Origin of the sequence: Paraburkholderia sp. BR13444 (genome assembly GCF_040948755.1) — a bacterium.
Classification (GTDB): Bacteria; Pseudomonadota; Gammaproteobacteria; order Burkholderiales; family Burkholderiaceae; genus Paraburkholderia; species Paraburkholderia youngii.
Genome location: NZ_JBFPKM010000002.1, coordinates 453,411 through 469,587, shown reverse-complemented (window position 1 = coordinate 469,587; position 16,177 = coordinate 453,411). Strand labels below are relative to the sequence as shown.

At 63.8% G+C, this 16,177-nt stretch carries 17 protein-coding genes; 11 read left to right on the top strand and 6 right to left on the bottom strand.

Translation table 11 applies throughout. From position 1 onward, the window contains the following. Nucleotides 1-80 precede the first annotated feature (80 nt). The 3 genes from AB3X95_RS06490 to AB3X95_RS06480 all read left to right on the top strand — a co-directional run bounded on the left by AB3X95_RS06490 (nt 81) and on the right by AB3X95_RS06480 (nt 3,689). A complete protein-coding gene (locus AB3X95_RS06490; protein ID WP_368620924.1) occupies nt 81-830 on the top strand; it encodes an electron transfer flavoprotein subunit beta/FixA family protein in 750 nt (249 codons plus the stop codon). 22 nt (nt 831-852) lie between these two features. Continuing rightward, entirely contained in the window at nt 853-1,800 is a 948-nt protein-coding gene (locus AB3X95_RS06485; protein WP_368621102.1) for an electron transfer flavoprotein subunit alpha/FixB family protein, read from the top strand. A 98-nt stretch (nt 1,801-1,898) separates the two neighbouring features. Continuing rightward, the gene (locus AB3X95_RS06480; protein ID WP_368620923.1) at nt 1,899-3,689 is read left to right on the top strand and encodes an acyl-CoA dehydrogenase; all 1,791 of its coding nucleotides are present in this window, start codon (nt 1,899-1,901) and stop codon (nt 3,687-3,689) included. Nucleotides 3,690-3,829: 140 nt separating this feature from the next. Here AB3X95_RS06480 and AB3X95_RS06475 read toward each other — a convergent pair whose 3' ends face one another. Next, nucleotides 3,830-5,116, bottom strand: a complete 1,287-nt coding sequence (locus AB3X95_RS06475) for a D-amino acid dehydrogenase (protein ID WP_176124226.1) — start codon at nt 5,114-5,116, stop codon at nt 3,830-3,832. Nucleotides 5,117-5,296: 180 nt separating this feature from the next. Between AB3X95_RS06475 and AB3X95_RS06470 the strand changes: the two genes are divergently transcribed. Beyond that, on the top strand, nt 5,297-5,785 hold the full coding sequence (locus AB3X95_RS06470) for an Lrp/AsnC ligand binding domain-containing protein (RefSeq protein WP_013090122.1): 489 nt from the start codon (nt 5,297-5,299) through the stop codon (nt 5,783-5,785). A gap of 145 nt (nt 5,786-5,930) precedes the next feature. Beyond that, nucleotides 5,931-7,082 carry a PA0069 family radical SAM protein gene (locus tag AB3X95_RS06465; RefSeq protein WP_368620922.1) on the top strand — a complete coding sequence of 384 codons (1,152 nt, stop codon included), beginning with the start codon at nt 5,931-5,933 and terminating at the stop codon, nt 7,080-7,082. A 31-nt stretch (nt 7,083-7,113) separates the two neighbouring features. Here AB3X95_RS06465 and AB3X95_RS06460 read toward each other — a convergent pair whose 3' ends face one another. Together AB3X95_RS06460 and AB3X95_RS06455 are read right to left on the bottom strand one after the other, a co-directional pair. Next, complete coding sequence (locus AB3X95_RS06460; protein WP_176124224.1) at nt 7,114-7,581, bottom strand: NINE protein; 468 nt, start codon at nt 7,579-7,581, stop codon at nt 7,114-7,116. Between the two features lie 197 nt (nt 7,582-7,778). Beyond that, the gene (locus tag AB3X95_RS06455) at nt 7,779-8,963 is read right to left on the bottom strand and encodes a sorbosone dehydrogenase family protein (protein WP_368620921.1); all 1,185 of its coding nucleotides are present in this window, start codon (nt 8,961-8,963) and stop codon (nt 7,779-7,781) included. A gap of 171 nt (nt 8,964-9,134) precedes the next feature. On the opposite strand from AB3X95_RS06455, the gene rpsP reads away from it, so the two are divergent. The 6 genes from rpsP to AB3X95_RS06425 all read left to right on the top strand — a co-directional run bounded on the left by rpsP (nt 9,135) and on the right by AB3X95_RS06425 (nt 13,518). Then, the gene (gene rpsP / locus AB3X95_RS06450; RefSeq protein ID WP_013090118.1) at nt 9,135-9,389 is read left to right on the top strand and encodes a 30S ribosomal protein S16; all 255 of its coding nucleotides are present in this window, start codon (nt 9,135-9,137) and stop codon (nt 9,387-9,389) included. A gap of 134 nt (nt 9,390-9,523) precedes the next feature. Beyond that, nucleotides 9,524-10,258: a ribosome maturation factor RimM gene (rimM, locus tag AB3X95_RS06445; protein ID WP_368620920.1), complete on the top strand. Its 735-nt coding sequence runs from the start codon at nt 9,524-9,526 to the stop codon at nt 10,256-10,258. 25 nt (nt 10,259-10,283) lie between these two features. Next, nucleotides 10,284-11,051 carry a tRNA (guanosine(37)-N1)-methyltransferase TrmD gene (trmD, locus tag AB3X95_RS06440; RefSeq protein WP_176124221.1) on the top strand — a complete coding sequence of 256 codons (768 nt, stop codon included), beginning with the start codon at nt 10,284-10,286 and terminating at the stop codon, nt 11,049-11,051. Between the two features lie 146 nt (nt 11,052-11,197). After that, a complete protein-coding gene (gene rplS, locus AB3X95_RS06435; RefSeq protein ID WP_176105405.1) occupies nt 11,198-11,584 on the top strand; it encodes a 50S ribosomal protein L19 in 387 nt (128 codons plus the stop codon). Nucleotides 11,585-11,671: 87 nt separating this feature from the next. Continuing rightward, a complete protein-coding gene (locus tag AB3X95_RS06430; RefSeq protein WP_368620919.1) occupies nt 11,672-12,430 on the top strand; it encodes a CoA pyrophosphatase in 759 nt (252 codons plus the stop codon). A gap of 149 nt (nt 12,431-12,579) precedes the next feature. Next, nucleotides 12,580-13,518: a CobD/CbiB family protein gene (locus AB3X95_RS06425; protein ID WP_176105407.1), complete on the top strand. Its 939-nt coding sequence runs from the start codon at nt 12,580-12,582 to the stop codon at nt 13,516-13,518. Nucleotides 13,519-13,587: 69 nt separating this feature from the next. Here AB3X95_RS06425 and AB3X95_RS06420 read toward each other — a convergent pair whose 3' ends face one another. From AB3X95_RS06420 to AB3X95_RS06410, 3 genes are read right to left on the bottom strand one after another with little or no spacing between them, the layout of a single operon-like run. Next, nucleotides 13,588-13,908, bottom strand: a complete 321-nt coding sequence (locus AB3X95_RS06420) for a DUF2007 domain-containing protein (protein WP_176124218.1) — start codon at nt 13,906-13,908, stop codon at nt 13,588-13,590. A 1-nt stretch (nt 13,909) separates the two neighbouring features. Then, nucleotides 13,910-14,899 carry a ribosome small subunit-dependent GTPase A gene (gene rsgA / locus AB3X95_RS06415; protein ID WP_368620918.1) on the bottom strand — a complete coding sequence of 330 codons (990 nt, stop codon included), beginning with the start codon at nt 14,897-14,899 and terminating at the stop codon, nt 13,910-13,912. Further along, the gene (locus AB3X95_RS06410; RefSeq protein ID WP_368620917.1) at nt 14,896-16,155 is read right to left on the bottom strand and encodes a M48 family metallopeptidase; all 1,260 of its coding nucleotides are present in this window, start codon (nt 16,153-16,155) and stop codon (nt 14,896-14,898) included. Before AB3X95_RS06410 ends, rsgA begins: the two co-directional genes overlap by 4 nt. Nucleotides 16,156-16,177 lie beyond the last annotated feature (22 nt).

The following is a 16,177-nucleotide window of genomic DNA, read 5'->3' as shown; positions in this document are numbered from 1 at the left end:
GCGCCCGCGACACGGCTGCCATGAGGGCAGTCGCTATAATGTTTGTCGGGTTGACGTATTCGTAACTTTGGAGCGTGTGCATGAAAATTCTGGTGCCAGTGAAAAGAGTGGTCGACTACAACGTGAAGGTCCGCGTGAAATCGGACGGTACGGGCGTCGATATTGCGAACGTGAAAATGTCGATGAATCCGTTCGATGAAATCGCGGTTGAAGAGGCGGTGCGGCTGAAGGAAGCGGGCGTCGCGACCGAAGTGATCGCCGTGTCGGCCGGTGTGACGCAGTCGCAGGAAACGCTGCGCACCGCGCTTGCAATCGGCGCGGACCGCGCGATCCTGATCGAATCGAACGAAGACCTGCAGCCGCTGGCCGTTGCCAAGCTGCTCAAGGCGCTGGTCGACAAGGAACAGCCTTCGCTCGTCATTCTGGGCAAGCAGGCGATCGACGACGATTCGAACCAGACCGGCCAGATGCTCGCCGCGCTCGCGAACCTGCCGCAGGCGACGTTCGCGTCGAAGGTGGTCGTGGCGGATGGCAAGGCGACGGTATCGCGTGAAGTGGATGGCGGCGCGGAAACGCTGTCGCTGACGCTGCCGGCCGTGATCACGACCGATCTGCGCCTGAACGAGCCGCGCTACGTGACGCTGCCGAACATCATGAAGGCCAAGAAAAAGCCACTGGAAACGGTGAAGCCCGAAGACCTCGGCGTCGATGTCACGCCGCGTCTGAAGACGCTGAAGGTCGCCGAGCCTCCGAAGCGCTCCGCCGGTGTGAAGGTGCCGGACGTGAAGACGCTGGTCGAGAAGCTGAAGACCGAAGCCAAGGTGCTGTGAGGAGACGCAAGAAATGACGAATCTGGTTAACCTGGTAGTAGCAGAACACGACAATGCATCGATCAAGGCCGCGACGCTGAATACGATCGCCGCGGCACAGAAGATTGGCGGTGAGATTCACGTGCTGGTCGCGGGCCACAATGCGCAAGCCGCGGCCGATGCCGCAGCGAAGATCGCCGGCGTCGCCAAGGTACTGCTGGCCGACGCGCCGCAACTCGAAGCGGGTCTCGCGGAAAACGTCGAAGCGACGGTGCTGACGCTTGTGCAAGATGCGGCCAGGAACTACACGCACATCCTCGCGCCGGCTACCGCGTACGGCAAGAATATCGCGCCGCGTATCGCCGCAAAGCTCGACGTCGCGCAGATCAGCGACATCACCGCGGTGGAAAGCGCCGACACGTTCGAGCGTCCGATCTACGCGGGCAACGCCATTGCGATCGTGCAATCGGCTGATCCGATCAAGGTCATCACCGTGCGCTCGACCGGTTTCGACGCCGTCGCAGCCGAAGGCGGCAGCGCAGCGGTCGAAAAGATCGAAGCCGCGGCCGACGCAGGCATCTCGCAGTTCGTGAGCCGCGAAGTGACGAAGCTCGATCGTCCGGAACTGACGAGCGCGAAGATCATCGTGTCGGGTGGCCGGGGTCTGGGCAATGGCGAGAACTACACGAAGGTGCTCGAGCCGCTGGCCGACAAGCTCGGCGCGGCACTGGGCGCATCGCGCGCGGCGGTCGACGCGGGCTTCGTGCCGAACGACTATCAGGTCGGCCAGACCGGCAAGATCGTCGCGCCGCAACTGTACGTCGCGGTCGGCATCTCGGGTGCGATCCAGCATCTCGCCGGCATGAAGGACTCGAAAGTCATCGTCGCGATCAACAAGGACGAAGAAGCGCCGATCTTCAGCGTGGCCGACTACGGCCTCGTCGGCGATCTGTTCACCATCGTGCCGGAACTCGTGAAGGAACTCGGCTAAGCGCCGCGGCGGTTGAAACAGGCCGCCGAAAATAAGCGAAGGGCGCTGGACCGACCAAGTCCCGCGCCCTTTTTTCATATCAAGGGAGGAGAACCGAAATGAGCTATACGGCGCCCATCAAGGACATGCTGTTCGTGATGAAAGAACTGGCCGGACTCGAAGACATCGCGAAGCTGCCCGGCTTCGAAGACGCGAACCTCGACACGGCGCAGGCCGTGCTCGGCGAGTCGGCGAAACTGTGCGGCGAAGTGCTCGCGCCGCTGAACGTCGACGGCGATCGCAATCCGAGCAGTTGGAAGGATGGCGTCGTCACCGCGACGCCCGGTTTCAGGGATGCGTTCCGCCAGTTCGCCGAGGGCGGCTGGCAGGGTGTGCAGCACCCGCTCGACTACGAAGGGCAGGGGTTGCCGAAGCTGATCGGGACGCCATGCGTCGAAATGCTCAACGCATCGAATCTGTCGTTCGCGCTGTGTCCTTTGCTCACCGACGGCGCGATCGAAGCACTACTGACCGCCGGCAGCGAAGCGCAGAAACGGACCTTCGTGCCGAAGCTGATTTCAGGCGAATGGACCGGCACGATGAACCTGACCGAGCCGCAGGCGGGCTCCGATCTCGCGCTGGTGCGCACGCGCGCCGAGCCGCAGGCCGACGGTTCGTTCAAGCTGTTCGGCACGAAGATTTTCATTACCTGGGGCGAGCACGACATGGCGAAGAACATCGTCCATCTCGTCCTTGCGCGCACGCCTAACGCGCCCGATGGTGTGAAGGGCATTTCGCTGTTCCTCGTGCCGAAGTTTCTCGTCAACGAGGACGGCTCGCTCGGTGAGCGCAACGACGTGCATTGCGTGTCGATCGAGCACAAGCTCGGCATCAAGGCGAGCCCGACCGCGGTGCTGCAGTTCGGCGATCACGGCGGCGCGATCGGTCAGTTGATCGGCGAAGAGAATCGCGGCCTCGAATACATGTTCATCATGATGAATGCCGCGCGTTTCGCGGTCGGCATGCAAGGCGTCGCGATTTCGGATCGCGCGTATCAGAAGGCCGTCGCGTATGCGAAGGAGCGCGTGCAGAGCCGTCCCGTGGATGGCTCCGCGAAGCAGTCGGTCGCGATCATCCAGCACCCGGACGTGCGCCGCATGCTGTCGACGATGCGCTGCCTCACCGAGGCGTCGCGCGCGCTCGCGTACGTTGCGGCCTCGCACTGCGATATCGCGCATCGTCATCCTGACGACGCGACGCGTGCCAAGCATCAGGCGATCTACGAATACCTGGTGCCGATCGTGAAGGGCTGGAGCACGGAATTGTCAATCGACGTGACGAGCCTCGGCGTGCAGGTGCATGGCGGCATGGGCTTCATCGAGGAAACCGGCGCCGCGCAGTACTACCGCGACGCGCGCATTCTGCCGATCTACGAAGGCACGACCGCGATCCAGGCCAACGACCTGATTGGTCGCAAGACGCTGCGCGACGGCGGCAAGGTCGCGAAGGAACTGCTTGCTGGTGTCGCCGAAACGGTCGAAGCGCTCGGCGCGCAGCAGGGCGCGGCGTTCGCGTCGATGCGGACGCAACTCGCTGAGGGTCAGCGGGCGCTTGGCGCGGTCGTCGATTTCGTCGTCGCGAACGCGAAGGGCGATCCGAATGCGGTGTTCGCGGGCAGCGTGCCCTATCTGAAGCTCGCGGGCATCGTGCTAGGCGGCTGGCAGATGGCGCGTGCGCAGCTTGCGGCGGTGGCGAGGCGCGACGAGGATCCCGCGTTTCATGACGCGAAGATTGCGACCGCGCGGTTTTACGCCGAGCATATGCTGCCGCAGGCGGCGGCGCTCGAAGTGGCGATCGTCAGCGCGAAGGGTGGCGAGGGCGTGCTGGCTTTGTCGGAAGACCAGTTCTAAGCATGCCTCGGTGCCTGCCGCGATTGCGGCGGCACCTTGGAAAACAAACGGCGCCTCGCGAGGCGCCGTTTGTTTTTGCCGCTGCTGTTTGTTGCCGCGTGCGCTTGCGGTCAGGGCCGCGTCAGCGCACGCGCTCGACCTCACGCATACGCCGGCCGATGTTCGCCCGCGGTCTCGCCGAGATAGCGATGCACCGACAGATCGTCCGCGCGAATCGCCGGTTGCTTGCCCGACATCAGGTCGGCGAGCAGTTGGCCTGAGCCGCACGACATCGTCCAGCCGAGCGTGCCGTGGCCGGTGTTCAGGAACAGGTTCGGCACCGGCGTGCGGCCGACGATCGGCGTGCTGTCCGGCGTCATTGGCCGTAGACCGGTCCAGAACGTCGCCTTCGACGTATCGCCGCCGCCCGGGAACAGGTCGTTCACCGAAAGCTCGAGCGTCTTGCGGCGCGCCTCGCGCAGTGATTTGTCGAAGCCCACGACCTCAGCCATGCCGCCGACGCGAATCCGGTCATCGAAGCGCGTGATCGCGATCTTGTAGGTCTCGTCGAGCACGGTCGACACCGGCGCGGCAGCCGCGTCGACGATCGGCGCGGTGATCGAATAGCCCTTCAGCGGATAGACCGGAATCTTCACGATGCCGTCGAGGAAGCGCGTCGAGTACGAGCCGAGCGCGACCACGAACGAGTCCGCGCGCACCAGTTCGCCGCCGCACTGCACGCCGGCGATGCGGCCGCCTGCCATCGCGAGCGCGTCGATCGGCGTGTTGTAGCGGAACTTGACGCCCAGTTGCTCGGCGAGTGCCGCGAGTCGCGTCGTGAACATCTGGCAGTCGCCGGTTTCGTCGCCTGGCAGGCGCAGGCCGCCGGTGAGCTTGTGCGACACCGCAGCGAGCGCCGGTTCGGCCTTGCCGAGTTGGTCGGCGCTCAGCAGTTCGTACGGCACGTTGGCTTCCTGCAGCACGGCGATGTCTTTCGCGGCGCCGTCGAACTGCTGCTGCGTGCGAAATACCTGCAGCGTGCCACCGGTGCGGCCTTCGTACTGGATGCCGGTGTCGGCGCGCAGCGCCTGCAGGCAGTCGCGGCTGTATTCGGCGAGCCGCACCATGCGGCCCTTGTTCACCGCATAGCGCGGCGCCGTGCAGTTCTGCAGCATCTGCCACATCCATTGCAGCTGGAACGCGGTGCCGTCGAGGCGGATCGCGAGCGGCGCGTGCTTCTGGAACATCCACTTGACGGCTTTCAGCGGCACGCCCGGCGCGGCCCACGGCGACGCGTAGCCCGGCGAGATCTGGCCAGCGTTGGCAAAGCTGGTTTCGAGCGCCGGGCCGGCCTCGCGATCGATGACGGTCACTTCGTGACCGGCGCGTGCGAGGTAGTACGCGCTCGTTACACCGACGACGCCACTGCCCAAAACGACGACTCGCATAGCTGCTCCAGATATCCAAAAATTGAGTGAGGGCAAGGCGCGTTTCGCTGGATTCGATCTGCTTCGATTCAACGAGCTGCAACGTGAGGTGAAATGCCGTCTGCCCAGTGTTAACCGCTATACTATTAACAGTGAAGCAGGTTTTGTTATCGTATTTTCATCATTTTCAGCAAAAACACTATGCGTACCCAGCGCCATCCCGTGCGGGCTCTCGATAAGCTCGATCACAAGATCCTGCGGCTCCTGCAGCAGGACGGCCGTATGGCGATGAAGGACCTGGCGGAACGGGTCGGTCTGTCGGTGACACCTTGCATAGAGCGCGTCAAGCGGATGGAGCGCGACGGCGTGATCACCGGCTACTATGCGCGCGTGAATCCGGCCGAGCTGGGCGCGGCGCTGCTGGTGTTCGTCGAGATCACGCTCGATCACAAGAGCGGCAACATGTTCGACCAGTTCCGCCGCGAGGTGCAGAAGATCCCCGAGGTGCTCGAGTGCCACCTCGTGTCGGGAGATTTCGACTATCTGATCAAGGCGCGCATCGGCGAAATGGCCGACTACCGCAAGTTGCTCGGCGACATCCTGCTGCAGTTGCCGGGAGCGGTGCAGTCGAAGAGCTATGTGGTGATGGAGGAAATCAAGGAGACGCTGACGATCGCTGTTACCGACTAAGTGTCCGATCGCTGACGGGACTCGCCGCGCATCCCGCGGCCAACGAAGTGCTCGACAAACGGCGTAAATACTGTATATTTATACAGGTGTTTTGCGCCGTTTTCCTTTGGCGCTTTCTGTTTGCGTTTGCTTCGCGTGGCCCGCCGTGGATGACCCCGACACCCCTGACATTCCCGAATTTCCGATCGCGCCGCCGGCGCCTCGCAAGGGGCGCGGTGCGGTCACGAACCTGCAAGGCCGCTACGAAGTCGACCAGCGCGAGGCCGTCGATGACGGCTGGCAGGCGGCCGACGAAGACTGCGAGCCGAAGCTCCTGCGCACGCAGGTGTTCGAGGAGCGCGCGAAAACCATCCTCACACGCAACGCGTCGCCGGACATTCCGTTCAATGTGTCGCTGAATCCGTATCGCGGTTGCGAGCACGGTTGCATCTATTGCTTCGCGCGGCCCACGCACAGTTACCTGGGGTTGTCGCCGGGGCTCGATTTCGAAAGCCGCATCTACGCGAAGATCAACGCGCCGGAACTGCTCGAGCGGGAACTGTCGAAGAAGTCCTATGTGCCCGAGCCGATCGCGCTCGGCGTCGCGACCGACGCATGGCAGCCGGCCGAACGCGACTTGCGACTTACGCGTCGGGTGATCGAGGTGCTCAGCGAGCGCAATCACCCGTTCGCGGCGATCACCAAATCGTCTCTGATCGAGCGCGATATCGACCTGCTCGCGCCGATGGCGGAGCGCGGGCAATTCATGGCCGCGATCACGATCACCACGCTGGACGCCGACATCGCGCGCACGCTCGAGCCGCGCGCGGCCACGCCGTCGCGCCGCCTGCGCACGATCCGCACGCTAAGTGGGGCGGGCATTCCGGTCGGCGTCAGCATCGCGCCGGTGATCCCGTTCGTCACCGAACCGGACATGGAGCGCGTGCTCGAAGCGTGCGCGGAAGCGGGCGCCAGCAACGCGAGCTATATCGTGCTGCGGTTGCCGTGGGAGGTCGCGCCGTTGTTCAAGGATTGGCTGAGCGCACACTTCCCGGATCGGGCCGAGCGCGTGATGAACCGTGTGCACGACATGCGGGGCGGCAAGGATTACGACTCGTCGTTTTCGACCCGCATGAAGGGAGAGGGGTTATGGGCGGATCTGCTCAAGCAGCGCTTTCACAAGGCCGCGCGCCGGTTGGGGCTGAGCGGGCGTGACCGCGGCATTCTCGACATGTCGCACTTCCGCCGGATCGAGTCGCCGCGCGCCGAGCAGGCGAGCGCGCCGGCGCGTGACAATTCGCAATTGAGGCTTTTCTAGTGCGCAGGAATGCCTGCTGGGCCCACGGGTGTTACTGCGAAATCGCTTTGGCCGCTTCGACCTGGCTTTCGAAGTAGGTCTGGAACGCGAGCGCGAGACCGGTCATCAGCAGAAACGCACCGATGAGCAGCGAAAAGATCACGACGAAAATGACCGTCCAACCTGAGCGGCTTTTACGTTGCGTGTGGGCGTTGAATTGCGCATCCCATTTTTGGTCCGGACGCAGCCCGTAGACGAGCGCGGCCAGAAACGCAGCGAACAGTGAAACCGCACCGATCGACGCGAGCACCCAGCCGAGGATCGACGCGCGCTCGGTCGCGATCAGCAGCATCACGCCGGGAATGCCGATCAGCGTGCCGAGCAGATGCGTCCAGCCGAAGATGTCCCGGATGCCATACAGATAGAAGCGGTGGGCGCCGAGGCTGCCGAACAGGAACGCCAGCGCGGCGGTAAGCGTCTTGGATCTAAAGCGCGGGGAGGTCGAGGCAACGGTGGACATGAACGCGTGGGCAGAGTGACAGGCGGTCGAAAGGAGCGGTGTGCCGCAGGGCGCGGACCGACGCGCATTCTACGCCTGCGGCGGGCGGGTGGTTACGTTGAGGGCGAGCGCCCGCGCTGAAGGCGGGGCGGCGGAACGCGCCGGAACTGGCTGAAGACCAGTACAGCCGCTCAGCCAGACATGCATGCATCCGCGCTCTACGGCGCCGAATACGTGACGCGATAGATCGCGCCGGCGGTATCGTCGCTGATCAGTAGCGAACCGTCCGGCAACGGCAGCACGTCGGCGGGACGGCCCCACACTGATTCGCCGGGTTGCAACCAGCCTTCGGCAAAGACTTGCTGGCGTGCGTGGCTGCCGTCGGGGTCGGTGATCACGCGCACCACGCGGTAGCCTACCTTCTTGCTGCGGTTCCACGAGCCGTGCTCGGCGATGAAGATGTTGTTGCGGTAGTCGGCCGGAAACATCGGGCCGTCGTAGAAGCGCATGCCAAGCGCCGCCACGTGCGCGCCAAGCTTGACCACGGGCGGCGTGAAGTCGCTGCACGGATGATCCTTGCCGAACTCGGGGTCGGGCGTGTCGCCGCCGTGACAGTACGGAAAGCCGAAGTTCATGCCGACTCGTGACGCACGGCTGAGCTTGTCGCTCGGAATGTCGTCGCCGAGCAGGTCGCGACCGTTGTCGGTGAACCACAGTTCGTGGGTGACCGGATGCCACGCGAAGCCAACCGAATTGCGGATGCCGCGCGCGACGACCTCGTAGTGGCTACCGTCCGGGTCCATGCGGCCAATCAGCGCAAAGCGGTCCGGATCTCTCTCGCAAATGTTGCACGGCGCGCCTTGCGGCACGTACAGCTTGCCATCCGGGCCGAACGCGATGAATTTCCAGCCATGATGCGTGTCCGTCGGCAGCTTGTCGGTGACGACGACCGGTTTCGGCGGATCGTTCAGGTGCGAGTCGATCGCATCGAAGCGCACGATTTTCGACACGGCCGACACGTACAGCGCGCCATCGCGCCACGCGACACCGGCGGGCATCTGCAGCCCGGACGCGATCACGTGGCGGCCCGTCACCCGGCCGTTTCGCAGTTCGAGCGCATAGACGTGCCCGTCGTTGCTGCCCACGTACAGAATGCCCTTGGGCGATAACGTCATCGCGCGTGCGCTCGGCACGTCGTCCGACAACACCTCGATGTGAAAGCCCGGCGGCAGTTTAATTTTCTCGATGGGTAGCGCGGCGTTTGCCGTCAACGCCTGCGCGGTGAGCAACGTGGCCGCCGCCACGCGTAGAATCCGGCTGCGCGGGGTGCGCGAAAATCCAGCAAAGCGCACGATAAAAGCAAAAAAGGCGAATGGAAACAGGAGGTTCGGTTGGCGTTGCACACGCGCTCCTTCAGGTAATTCGGGCGTTTGAGCGGGTTCTCGCACCTCTTGTGGAAGGCCGGTGCGGCGCGGTTCCTCAGTTTATCCCGGTAAGTGTTTGTTATGGCGTCGGTTTCCCGCTATAATCGCGTGTTTCAGTCGTTCCGAACCCCGGTTTTCAAGGATTCTAGTATGGTCATCATCCGCTTGGCTCGTGGCGGCTCCAAGAAGCGCCCGTTCTACAACATCGTCGCCACCGACTCGCGCAGCCGTCGTGACGGCCGCTTCATCGAGCGCGTCGGTTTCTACAACCCGGTCGCTACGAAGGGCGAGTCCCTGCGTATCGCTCAGGATCGCCTGACGTACTGGCAAGGTGTTGGCGCGCAGCTGTCGCCGACCGTCGAGCGTCTCGTGAAGGAAGCCCAAAAGGCACAGCCGGCTGCTTGATATGGCAGCCCGCGGGCGTATCGTCGTCGGTTCGGCCGGCGGCTCGCGCAACTCGCGTGAGCAGTCCGATGCGCAATTTGTGTTACTGAAGCAGACGCCAAAGCCGGCTGCGAAGTTGTTGTCGAGGTTATTCGATGTCTGAGCGTGATTCCGGCAGTTCTGGTAGCGCCAAGGCAGCTTCGCGCGCAAAGGCGTCTGGTCAGGCGTCGTTTGGCGCATTCGTCCGCAAGCCGGTCGAACGAACCGACGGCAAGGTGAAAGAGGCGCAGACCAAGGTAGCGAACGCTGGTTCCGAAGCTGCAGAAATGCGCATCGAAACGGCGGCGAGCTGGCCGGCCGATGCGGTCGAAGTCGGCGCAATCGTCGACGCGTATGGTCTCAAAGGCTGGGTCAAGGTGGCCGCGCATGCGGATGCCGGGCAGGGCGGCGACGCCTTGCTGAGCGCGAAGCGCTGGTGGCTGCTGAAAGGCCAGGAGCGCAAATCGGCGCCGACCTTGCAGGCCAAAACGCATAGCGACAGCGTGGTCGCCCGTCTGGGTGGCATCGCTGACCGCGATGTGGCGCTGGCTTTGCGCGGCTCTCGCGTGTACATCAGCCGTAGCGAATTTCCGGCGCTCGAAGCCGACGAATTCTACTGGGTCGATCTGATCGGCCTGGATGTGGTGAATCTCGCTGGGCTCAGCCTCGGCAAGGTCGCCAGCATGATCGACAACGGCGCGCAGTCGGTGCTGCGCATCGAATATCCGGCTACCGATAAAAGCGGCAAGCCGATCGCAGCCGAGCGTTTGATCCCGTTCGTCGGCGTCTTTGTCAAGACGGTGGACCAGACGGCCAAGCAGATCGTCGTCGACTGGGAAGCTGACTATTGAAATCTATCGTTGAGTGGGGAGAGCGATGCAGTTCGATGTCGTGACGCTCTTTCCAGAAATGTTCCGCGCGCTGACTGACTGGGGTATCACCAGCCGGGCCGCGAAGCAGCAGCGTTATGGGTTGCGTACGTGGAATCCGCGCGATTTCACGACCGACAACTACCGCACCATCGACGATCGCCCGTACGGCGGAGGCCCCGGCATGGTCATGCTGGCTCGGCCGCTCGAAGATGCGATCAGTGCCGCGAAAACGGCGCAGTCGGAACAGGGCATCGGCGCGTCGCGCGTCGTGATGATGTCGCCGCAAGGCGCCACGTTAAATCACGAGCGCGTGATGAAGTTCGCGACCGAACCCGGTCTGATCCTGTTGTGCGGGCGTTACGAAGCGATCGACCAGCGTCTGCTCGACCGTGTCGTCGACGAGGAAGTCAGCCTTGGCGACTTCGTGCTGTCGGGCGGCGAGCTGCCCGCGATGGCATTGATGGATGCGGTCGTGCGTCAGTTGCCCGGCGTGCTGAACGACTCGCAGTCGGCGGTGCAGGATAGTTTTGTCGACGTGCTGCTCGATTGTCCGCACTACACACGTCCCGAGGAATACGAGGGCGTGCGGGTGCCCGATGTGCTGCTCGGCGGCCATCATGCGGAAATCGAAGCGTGGCGGCGGCGCGAAGCGCTGCGCAACACGTTGAACAAACGGCCCGATCTGATCGTGAAGGCCAGAAAGAAAAGAATGCTGAGCCGTGCCGACGAGGCGTGGCTCGCAAGTCTCGCGAAGGAAGAGCCGAAGGCCTGAGGCTCCGGTCTTTCGAGCGGACAAAAGGCGGTGCCGTACATGCGTGTGCGGTGCCAGATGTGAACCCATCCTCTATCGGGGCCGTAGCCCAACGCAGTAAGCGTGGGCAGGTACGAACGCCGACAAGATGGATCTAGGAGTCAGTGATGAATCTGATTGCAAAACTCGAGCAGGAAGAAATCGCGCGCGTTCTCGGCGAAAAGACCATTCCGGATTTTGGTCCGGGCGATACGGTCATCGTCAGCGTGAACGTGGTTGAAGGCACGCGCAAGCGTGTGCAGGCTTACGAAGGTGTCGTGATCGCCAAGCGTAACCGTGGTCTGAATTCGTCGTTCATCGTCCGCAAGATTTCGTCGGGCGAAGGCGTCGAGCGTACGTTCCAGACGTATTCGCCGCTGCTGGCAAGCATCGTCGTCAAGCGTCGCGGCGATGTGCGTCGTGCGAAGCTGTACTATCTGCGCGAGCGTTCGGGCAAGTCGGCTCGAATCAAGGAAAAGCTGGTCTCGAAGGACCGCGCTCCTTCCGAAGCGTAAATGCTGTAAGAAAAAGCACCCCTCGCGGGTGCTTTTTTCTTGGCCAGGTCAAAATAGCGGCATGTCCCCGCTCATCAGAGAGACCCGTTGATCCGCCCCGTCTTTGAGCCCGAAACTCTGCCTGTCATCGCGACGGGCGCCGATCTGCCACCGGTCACGGGCGAGCGTCTGACGCCCGATGCTCTACGGGCGCGCTTCGATCGGCAACTTGCCTGGACCCCCGAAAAAATTGCCGATGCGCCGTGGCGCAACACCGACCTCGACCCACGCGTGGCCGCGGTGCTGGTGCCGCTCGTCGTGCGCGCGCGAGGCCTTACCGTGTTGCTCACGCAGCGCGCGGACCATCTGAGCGATCACGCCGGCCAGGTGAGTTTTCCCGGCGGCCGCCAGGAACCGTTCGACGCCAATGCGACCGCCACGGCGCTGCGCGAAGCGCGTGAAGAGGTGGGCCTCGACGCGTCGCGCGTCGAAGTTCTCGGCGCGTTGCCCGACTATCTGACTGGCACCGGCTTTCGCGTGTCGCCGATCATCGCTCTCGTGCACCCGCCGTTCTCGCTGGAGATCGATCCGCTCGAAGTCGCCGAGGTTTTCGAAGTGCCGCTCGCGTTCCTGATGGACCCGTCCAACCACGAAGAGCGGCTGTTCCGCTACGAGGGCGGCGAGCGCCGCTTCTTCGCGATGCCGTATCCGCGCGGCAAATTGACGGTGGCTCCGGAAGCCGCCGAGCAGCACGGCGGGCAACACGCTCAGACGGCCACGCCAGCGGCCGTGCAAGGCGGCCATCATTTCATCTGGGGCGCGACGGCCGCGATGCTGCGCAACCTGTATCGGTTCCTCGCCGCGTGAGAGATATGACTCGCATCGACGCGCCGACGATGCGAGTTGCGCGAACGACGCACTTGTTGGCGCTTTGTCAGCGTCCGCATTCAGACTCATCCGACCCTGTGCTATCGTTATAAAACAATCGTAAAAACTTAAAAAGCACGGCGCATCGCATGACTTTTTTCTCCGTATTGCTGGCTCTGATCATTGAACAGGTACGCGCGCTATCGCCGAACAATCCGGTGTCTGCGTTGCTTCAATACCATGCGGAGTCGGCGGCGCACGGATTCGATGCTGGCAAGCAACGTCACGGTCTGCTCGCGTGGCTCGTCGTGGTGCTACCCTGGACGCTCGCAGTCGCGCTCGTCTATTACGTGCTGTATCACATTCACTTCATGCTCGCGTTCCTGTGGAACGTCGTGGTGCTGTACTTCACGCTCGGCTTCCGGCAGTTCAGCCACTACTTCACCGACATCCATCTCGCGTTGAACAACGACGACGTGCCACGCGCGCGCGAAATCCTCAACGAATGGACCGGGCTCGAGACAGTCGACATGCCGGTCAGCGAGATCGTGCGTCACACGTTGATTCACGCGGTGGTCGCGTCGCATCGCCACGTGTTCGGCGTGTTCTTCTGGTTCCTGATTCCGGTCGGCCCTGCCGGCGCGGTGCTGTACCGTTGCGCGGAATATCTGGCGCGCGCATGGGCGCGGCCGGCCGACGACCGCACCGTCGCATTTTCGAGCTTCGCGCAGCGCGCGTTCTTCGTGATCGACTGGGTGCCGGCGCGGCTGACGTCGCTGGGCTTTGCGATCGTCGGCAATTTCGAGGATGCGATTTACGCGTGGCGCAATCATGCGCGGCAATGGCCCGATACGAACGACGGCGTGTTGCTCGCCGCGGGTAGCGGGGCGCTCGGCGCGCGCCTGGCTGGGCCACTCGCGGAGCCGTCGAGCCTCGACGCGCTCGCCACCGGCGACGGCGGTCCGATGCAGGTCGGCGACGACTGCACGCCGCGCACGCTGCAATCGGCGGTGGGGCTCGTGTGGCGCGCGGTCGTGTTGTGGATGATCCTGCTGTTGATGTTGACCATCGCGGTGTGGCTCGCCTGAAGCGGCCACGCGCGCGCAGCACAAGAGAAAGCCGGGCGTTGCCCGGCTTTCTCAATTCCCGACGACGCCTCACCCCTTCAAAGGATCGCGCACAGTCCCGCATTGCCAGCACACGGTGAACTGCGCCTCGAGCATCTCGCCGCACTGCTGACATTGCCATAGAGGCGCGCCCGGTGCCGGTCCTCGCGACGCCGCTTCGATCAGCCGCCGCGCGACCGCCTCATCGCGTTCATCGACGAGCCACAGCTCCGGCGCGCATTGATCGGCCGGAATCTCGCCGAGCGCGCCGTTCAGATAGCGGTTATGCAGCTCGCAGGCGATGCCAGCGGTCTCCAGCACGTTGACCCAATGCTGTCCGATGATCAGGTTCGGCGCGCGCATCAGTTTCATGTCAGCGGACGATCTGGCTCGCCTCGTGCACGAGTTGCGCATAAAGCGCATGCCGTTCGCGGCGGATGCGGCCGTCGGCGACCGCTTCGAGGATCGCGCAGCCAGGCTCGTGCAGATGATGGCAGTTATAGAAACGGCAGTTCGGCAGCAGCGGCCGGAACTCGGGGAACGCGCGTTCGAGCCGGCCTTCGGTCAGATGGTGCAGGCCGAATTCCTGGAAGCCCGGCGAGTCGATCAGCGCGCCGGCCGCGCCGTTGACGTGATTCAAATCGGCCGTACCCTCCGACTGAGGCAGCGGATAAAGACGCGTGAACGTCGTCGTATGGCGCCCGCTGTTCAACGCGGTCGAGATCTCGCGCGTCGCCACTTCGGCATCGGGAATCAGCAGGTTCACGAGCGTCGATTTGCCCATGCCGGACTGACCGAGCAGCAGCGTCGCGTGACCGTGCAGATGTTCGGTCAGCGTGGCGCGTGCCGCCTCGGGCTGCATGCGGATCGACACTTCGAGCACCGGATAGCCGAGCGCGCGATACGGCTCGAGCCGCTTGCGCGCGCCATCCAGAGCAGCGGTGACGTCGATCTTGTTCAGCACGATCAGCGGCTTCAATTCGTTCGCCTCGGCGGCGACGAGTGCGCGGCCGAGCAGGTCCTCGCTGAAATGCGGCTCGGTCGCGAGCACGATCAGCAGTTGGTCGAGGTTCGCGGCGAACAGCTTCGACTTGTACTGGTCCGAGCGATACAGCAGATTGCGCCGCTCGCCGATTTCGACGATCACGCCTTGATCCGCCGAAGTCGGCTCGTAGATCACGCGATCGCCGACCGCGACCTCGCTGCGCTTGCCGCGTGGGAAACACTGTAGCAGCGCGCCGCCGTCTTCAGGGGCGACCAGATAGTGGCGGCCGTGCGCGGCCACCACGAGGCCGCCCGTGCGCGCGGCGTGCATGCCGGACCCGGCGCCGCGCGCCGCTTTCTTGGGAGCGCGGCCGCTCATGCGTGCTGCAACAGTCGGTCGATCCGCTGCGAGGCCGGCGGATGCGAGTAGTAGAACGCGGTGTAGAGCGGATCGGGTGTCAATGTCGACGCGTTGTCCTCGTACAGCTTGACGAGCGCGTTGATCAGATCGTGCGCGTCGGTTTGCGACGCGGCGAACGCGTCGGCTTCGAACTCGTGCTTGCGCGAGCTGAGGCTGCCGAGCGGCGTGACGAAGAACACGAGCACCGGCACCGCAAGGAAGAACAGCACGAGCGCGAGTCCGCTGTTGCCGCCAATGAGCGACGGCCGCACGCCGAGCCCTTCGTAGAACCATACGCATTGCGTCAGCCAGCCGAGCAGCGCGAGCATCGCGAGGCTGATCGCGAACGTGACGAGCATGCGCTTCATCACGTGACGGCGCTTGAAGTGGCCGAGCTCGTGCGCGAGCACCGCTTCGATCTCGCGGCCCGACAGCCGCGCAAGCAGTGTGTCGAAAAACACGATGCGCTTGCTCGCGCCGAAGCCGGTGAAGTACGCGTTGCCGTGCGCCGAGCGGCGGCTGCCGTCCATCACGAACAGACCCTTCGCGGCGAAGCCGCAGCGCTTCATCAGCGCCTCGATGCGGGTCACGAGCGCTTCATCCTTCAGCGGCTCGAACTTGTTGAAGAGCGGCGCGATGAAGGTTGGGAAAATCAGCAGGCCGAACATCTGGAACGCGACCCACACGACCCATGCCCACAGCCACCACAGGTTGCCCGCGCGGTTCATCAGCCACAGCACGACAAACAACAGCGGCAGGCCGAACGCGATACCGAGCAGCGCGCCCTTCAGACGGTCGAAGAAGAACAGGCTTTTGCTCATGCGATTGAAGCCGAAGCGTTGCTCGACGACGAACTGCCGGTAGTAGTCGAACGGCAGGTCGATCGCGCTCGTGATCGCGATTACAGCGGCAACCAGCGCAATCTGACCGGCATAGCCGCGGCCGAGCCAGTCGGAGATCGCGAGATCGAGCATCTGCACGCCGCCGAGCAGCGTGAGCCAGATCAGCACGGCCGCGCCGACGACGATCTCGACCATCGCGAGCCGCGTGCGCTCGACGGTGTAGTCGGCTGCGCGCTGATGCGCGGTGAGCGCGATGGTGTTCACGAACTGGCTGGGCACCTGTTCGCGATGCGCGACGACGAAGCGGATCTGCCGCGACGCGAGCCAGAGTTTGGTGCCGACCATCGCGACGACGGCGACGATGAAGAGGGCGGTGAAGTACAGGGTAGGCATCCGAGGATTCCGTGGTATCTAT

Bases quoted from the DNA above. Each gene is read 5' to 3' on its own strand.
- rsgA (WP_368620918.1), bottom strand. From the start codon at position 14,899: ATGAGCGGCCGCGCTCCCAAGAAAGCGGCGCGCGGCGCCGGGTCCGGC.
- trmD (WP_176124221.1), top strand. From the start codon at position 10,284: ATGCAGTTCGATGTCGTGACGCTCTTTCCAGAAATGTTCCGCGCGCTG.
- rplS (WP_176105405.1), top strand. From the start codon at position 11,198: ATGAATCTGATTGCAAAACTCGAGCAGGAAGAAATCGCGCGCGTTCTC.
- AB3X95_RS06460 (WP_176124224.1), bottom strand. From the start codon at position 7,581: ATGTCCACCGTTGCCTCGACCTCCCCGCGCTTTAGATCCAAGACGCTT.
- AB3X95_RS06490 (WP_368620924.1), top strand. From the start codon at position 81: ATGAAAATTCTGGTGCCAGTGAAAAGAGTGGTCGACTACAACGTGAAG.
- AB3X95_RS06420 (WP_176124218.1), bottom strand. From the start codon at position 13,908: ATGAAACTGATGCGCGCGCCGAACCTGATCATCGGACAGCATTGGGTC.
- AB3X95_RS06470 (WP_013090122.1), top strand. From the start codon at position 5,297: ATGCGTACCCAGCGCCATCCCGTGCGGGCTCTCGATAAGCTCGATCAC.
- AB3X95_RS06425 (WP_176105407.1), top strand. From the start codon at position 12,580: ATGACTTTTTTCTCCGTATTGCTGGCTCTGATCATTGAACAGGTACGC.
- AB3X95_RS06410 (WP_368620917.1), bottom strand. From the start codon at position 16,155: ATGCCTACCCTGTACTTCACCGCCCTCTTCATCGTCGCCGTCGTCGCG.
- AB3X95_RS06475 (WP_176124226.1), bottom strand. From the start codon at position 5,116: ATGCGAGTCGTCGTTTTGGGCAGTGGCGTCGTCGGTGTAACGAGCGCG.
- AB3X95_RS06480 (WP_368620923.1), top strand. From the start codon at position 1,899: ATGAGCTATACGGCGCCCATCAAGGACATGCTGTTCGTGATGAAAGAA.
- rpsP (WP_013090118.1), top strand. From the start codon at position 9,135: ATGGTCATCATCCGCTTGGCTCGTGGCGGCTCCAAGAAGCGCCCGTTC.
- rimM (WP_368620920.1), top strand. From the start codon at position 9,524: ATGTCTGAGCGTGATTCCGGCAGTTCTGGTAGCGCCAAGGCAGCTTCG.